We start from the raw sequence: 5,243 nt of genomic DNA on the forward strand, positions 1-5,243 counted from the left end.
GGGCATGGCCGCCCTTGCCACACCAATGATCGAGGAGGCACAGCCGCTACAGATTACACCCAAGGCCGCCTGAAAATGCAGCCCAGTGGCCACACCCGATTTTACACCACATTGACGGACGCGACCCCAGATTCGGTTCGGCGTAGTCGCTACGAAGTTTGCTCCGGAAGGATCGGGGCAATCGGCAGACAGTGACGGCTGTCGGTCGTGCATGGCGGGAACCCGCGCCCGATCCAACTTACATCGCAACCGCACGATCTTGGACGCCTGATCCACTGTTTACGCCATTGTCGCTACTGGCGGCTTGCCGCCGGTATGGCTGGCGGGCCGCTGCTCTCTTACTGCTTGCGCTGCCAGCGACGCAGCATCGTGGGCACAATACCCACCTCAGCCACTATCTCAATCTCTGGTCGGCCGCTCGTCTCCCACAGAGCCTATCATCGATGTCCGTTTAAACGTGAGAAGATCAGGCGAAGAGATCGCGAATAGCACTGGACCGGAACCGATTCCGCAGCCGCCGTCGGCGGTGCTCCTCCGCGTCGTGGCGCATGTGACAGGACTGGCAGAGCGCGGCCAAGTTACGCGGGCGGTTGTCGCCGGGGTCATGATTGAGATGCGCACTGGCCAGGGTCACGCGGGTTCGGCGGAACGGCAGGGGTGGGGCGATGCCTGTCAGGCCCGGTTGCGCGTGGATCATGGCGGTGGGGCTGGGCAGTGACCTTACCCCCCTGCCCCGGCCGTCGCGCCAGCGGGCGCGGGTTTCGTCCCAGCAAGTTCGGTCGCCGAGATGCACGACGTCGCGGCCGTGGGGGCGTCCGCAATGCTCGCATCGCCCCTTGGCGCGGTGGAAGCGGATCAGGGCGGACAGTTCGCGCCAGTCGATCGGGTAGAGCCAGCGATGTTCGCGTGCGATCGGCATGGCTCTTTGTGAATCGTTAGACGGCGAACCGAAAGCGGAAAAGCGACTGATTCAGAAAACTCATCAACCTCTTCAAAAAAGCTCAAAAAACATATCCAAAGGGTTAGAACGTTAGATCAGATTTAAAGGGTTAAGCCCTGTTTTCCACAGGCTAAAACGCCGGATTTGCTCGCTTTTTCGGGACCTTCGCGTTCCTGACATATCGAGTATCTGTTCCCGAAATATCGTGATGGGCGTTCCCGATGTATCGCCCGAGCGTTCCGGGAGTATCGTTGCCCGTTCCCGATATTTCGAAAAGGCGTGACGGACGCCGTTGGAGCGGGTCGGTTTGAATCAGTTTTCGGCCTATCCCGCATGGTGAGGTTCAAAGTTGCGACCCGCCGGGACGCGCGATCGTAACGATGATTGAACACGCGATATTTCGGGAACGCGTATGGGCTGCGCATCCGCGTTGCATCCCAATTTTAGCGGCAAAAAGTTGGGGAGGGGCCTCATCCGCGCACCCCCCTCCCCTATCGTCAGCGGAGCAGATGCCGGTTCTTGGCGTCGAAGCGGCGCACATAGCCGATGAAGGCGTTCTGGTAGCTGACGGGCGTGCGGGCGGGATCGCCCTCGACCCAAGCTTTGAATTCGGCGTGGAGGGTCTGATAGTCCCAGCCGGGACATTCGGAGCGCAGCAGCGCCAAGGTAGCGTCGGTGATTTCCCCGAAGGTCGAACGGGTCGACAGGCTCTTGACGCTGCGACGGATCAGCGCGCTGGCATCCAGGTCGCGGTCGGCGGGGGGCGGCGGAGTGTCTTCCGGCGTCGGTGCCTTGGGCTGAGGGGCGGCAGCAGCCTTGGGCTTCTTCGGCGCACGGACGGCTGGCGTGGCCCCCTCCCCTTCTGTGCGCCTCCGCATCAGCAGGCTAGGCTCGCGCTTGCCCTCGGTCTGTTCGAGCGTCAGGGCATAGCCGGGCAGCTCGTTGCGTTCGGCGATCTTGGCGATCTCGAACTTGAAGCGGCGATATTGCCCCTCGGCCCCCGATTTCTCGAACAGGGTCGGCATGGAGATGGCGAAGCCCCCCTCCCCTGCCCCGCCGGCATGTTTGCGCGCGACCTTGTACAGCCAGCGCTCGCGGCCGCCCGAAATGTCGAAATAGGCGCGGTCGATCGACAACACGCCGCCCGTCATCAAAACGCCTTCGTAGAACCAGCTGGACAGCTCGATGGTCATGCCGCGCGAGCGTTCGGTCTTTTCGTCGACCAGCTGCGTCCAGCCGTCGAGCCAGCTGAACGTCGCCTCGCGCCGGTTCTCGGCGCGGATATTGGTCTTGACCGTGGTCGACACCAGCCGATCGAGCGCCTGGCCCAGCAACTCATAGGCGCGCCCCGTCGGCTGGCGGCCGATGGCCCGCAACAGGTCATAGGGCATTAGGTGCAGCTTGCGCGGAACGTCGTTGATACCCCGCCGCGCCATGTCGGCCAGCATCGAGGCGCAATAGATCAGGATGTCGGCGTCCCAGATCGTCGCCATGCCGTAATCGGGATTGCCCGACACATGCACCCACAGCTTGCCGTCGGGCGAACGGTAGTCGATGGGCTTGACGCGTTTCGACTTGGCCAGGCTGAAGAAAGGCCGCTCCATCATCTCGCGCTGGTCGCGCAGCGGCAGGTCGGCGAGATAGGGCAGGAACAGCTCGAACTGTTCGGCCGATCCGTCCTTGGGCTTGGTGCTCATGCGCATGTCTCGGCACATGTTTCCCCGGGGAAACATCAAGGCTGAAGCCCCCTGCCCGTCTGTTCGAGATGCTCCAGAGCATCACGCAGCGCCTTCACGATTTCCTCGACATCCGCGCCAGAACCGGCGTGCAGCCGCACCGTCACGCCCTGGCGATTGGCCGACTGGACCGACAGCACGGGGCGGCCATAGCGGTTGTGATAGCTGTACCGCTCCGGCTCGCCGTCCTCGCCCAGCATCATCTTGCGCGCGGTCAACAGGCGGTGGAGCACCTCGCTGGCGGCAATGGGGGGCAGGCCGTCCTCGCGCCGCTCGGCCTGTTGGCGCGCGATATACTGGGCCACGCCTATGATCGCGGACGCTTCCATGGGGTCCTGCATCGCCTGCGCCAGCGCATAGCCGGGCTTGAGCTGCACCTCATGCGGCGAGGCGAAGGCGCCGACCACCTCGTCGGGCAGCGCGGCGACCTTCAGCATCTTGGACAGCCAGCCCTTGGACAGCTTTAGCCGCTCGGCCATGCGGGTCTGATGGTTGCCGTAATGGGTCGTCAGCGCGGAAAGGTAGTTGCGCGCCCGTTCGAAGTCCGAGACATCGGCCCGCGCCCGGTTCTCCAGGTCGGCGAGGCGGAACGCGGCCTCGTCGTCCAGCTGCGCGACCTGCGCCACGAAGACCATGTCGGGATAGCTATTCGCGCGCAGCCAGCTGATCGACCAGTGGCGCCGCGTGCCCGCAATCACCTCGTAATCGTGATCGGGGTCGCCCTCGATCCGGCGCACGACGGCGGGCACCTTCTGCCCCCCTTCGGCGATGATCGAGTCGATCAGCTCGCGGCAATGCGCCTCGGTCAGCAGGTCGTAATTGCGGGCATTGCCCGACCAGATCTTCACCCGCGCCGGATCGAGCAGCAGCTGCGTGACCTGTCGCACCTCGCCGCTGGCTACGCGGGCGAGCGCGGATTCACGCCCCAACAGCGTCGTGCCACGGCTGCGTTCCGCCACAGCCTCACGAACCGGGGCAGGGGCCTCCGCTTCTTCCTCCGCCAGCAGAGCCGCCAGATAATCGGATTGTTTACGCGCCATTTTATACCTCCCGCCCGGAACATAGGCAGAACATTGTCATGTAGGAAAGGGGAACCCGATCAAGCCGCCGCATGGATCACCGCCTCTTCGCTGGCGGGCTCGACCCGGCCCCAGCTCTGGCGGACCAGCTGCTCGACCTGACGCATCGCCTCGTCCAGATTGGCGCGGCATCGCTTGTGAGTCTTGGGCGTGCCGATCGGCTTTTCCAGTTCGTACACGGTCATCATCCGCATCGCGGCATGGCTGATCTCGGCCGACTCAAGAATCGGCACGGGGAGCAGCGCGGGGCCGAAGCTCTGCTCCATGATCGCGCGGACCATGGCATGGCTGGGGTCGTTGCCGTCGAACTTGGAACAGATCAGCCGGACGAACTGGTAATCGACCTCTATCCCGGCCCCGGTCAGCTGGTTGAGCACCTGGTCCATCATTGACAGGAACTGCACCGTCGAGCAGAAATCGGGCGTCGTCGCGGCCATCGGCACCAGCAGCGCATTGGCCGCCTGCATCACCGCCAAGCTGATCGTGCCCAGGGCAGGGGGCGGATCGAGCAGCACCACGTCGTAATTCCGCGCCAGGTCGGCCAGCCCGCGCTTCAGCTTGCGGAAGCGCGCGGCCAGCACCGAGCCGCCATCGCTGCCCGCTGCAGCCAGCTCGTATTCCACGTCGAACAGTTCCAGGTTCGACGGGATCAGGTCGACATTGGGCCAGGGCGTCGGCTTGACCGCATAGGCCAGGTCGGTCTGGGTCGGGTCGATCGACAGATAGGGGTAGAGCGTCTCTTCGCGGGTGACGTTGAAATGCGGATTGAAGCCGAACAGGGTCGTCGTCGTCGCCTGGCTGTCGCAATCGACGACCAGCACGCGGTAGCCCTGGACCGCGAAATAATGGGCCAGATGGGTGGTCACGGTCGATTTGCCGACGCCGCCCTTGAAGTTCTGCACCGCGATGATCGCCGGGATGTCGAGCGGCGCGCGGGCGGGGGAGGCGCCCAGTACCTCGCGCATGTGCAGCATTTCCTCCACCGTATAGCCCTGGCGACGGCCATTGTCGGTGGTCGGGGCAGGGGGGAGGCGGCCGTCTTCCTCGGCCATGCGGATGCGGTTGGTCGAACAACCCAGCAGCTGCGCGGCCTCGGCGATACCGAAGCGGACGTGCAGGCCCTTGCGACTTTCCGGCAGGAACGCCTTGCGCCGCAACCGCTCGATCATCCGCTCGCCTGCACTGGCCAGATCACCGATTTGGGACAGCATTGCATGATCTTCCGCCACTGACGCACCCCTTGAAGCTTTTAGGGTTGGTTAATGGCAAAGTTCATTCAATCGGGCAAGGTAGCGCGGATGTTTCCCCGGGAAAACTTATCCTCCCCGTGCCGGGGAGGATCAGGACACGATCATCCACACTGATCTGCCCCCCGCTGAGTGGCCCAGAGACTATGATAGTCTGGACCGCGAAAGGGACATTGAATGCCGAGCAAGAAGCACAAGCCGGAAGAGATCATCGGCAAGCTGCGTGAAGTTGAGATCGTGC

At 63.7% G+C, this 5,243-nt stretch carries 4 protein-coding genes; all 4 read right to left on the reverse strand.

What is annotated here, in order from left to right; genetic code table 11:
- Positions 1 to 466: 466 nt before the first annotated feature.
- Positions 467 to 919, reverse strand: a complete 453-nt coding sequence (locus NZL82_RS19555; RefSeq protein ID WP_261271363.1) for a hypothetical protein — start codon at positions 917 to 919, stop codon at positions 467 to 469.
- A gap of 518 nt (positions 920 to 1,437) precedes the next feature.
- A complete protein-coding gene (locus NZL82_RS19560; RefSeq protein WP_261271364.1) occupies positions 1,438 to 2,637 on the reverse strand; it encodes a replication initiator protein A in 1,200 nt (399 codons plus the stop codon).
- Positions 2,638 to 2,672: 35 nt separating this feature from the next.
- The gene (locus NZL82_RS19565; RefSeq protein ID WP_261271365.1) at positions 2,673 to 3,716 is read right to left on the reverse strand and encodes a ParB/RepB/Spo0J family partition protein; all 1,044 of its coding nucleotides are present in this window, start codon (positions 3,714 to 3,716) and stop codon (positions 2,673 to 2,675) included.
- A 59-nt stretch (positions 3,717 to 3,775) separates the two neighbouring features.
- A complete protein-coding gene (locus tag NZL82_RS19570; protein WP_261271366.1) occupies positions 3,776 to 4,966 on the reverse strand; it encodes an AAA family ATPase in 1,191 nt (396 codons plus the stop codon).
- Positions 4,967 to 5,243: the final 277 nt, after the last annotated feature.

The organism is Sphingomonas sp. LC-1, assembly GCF_025371035.1.
In the GTDB taxonomy this organism is placed as follows: Bacteria; Pseudomonadota; Alphaproteobacteria; order Sphingomonadales; family Sphingomonadaceae; genus Sphingomonas; species Sphingomonas sanguinis_E.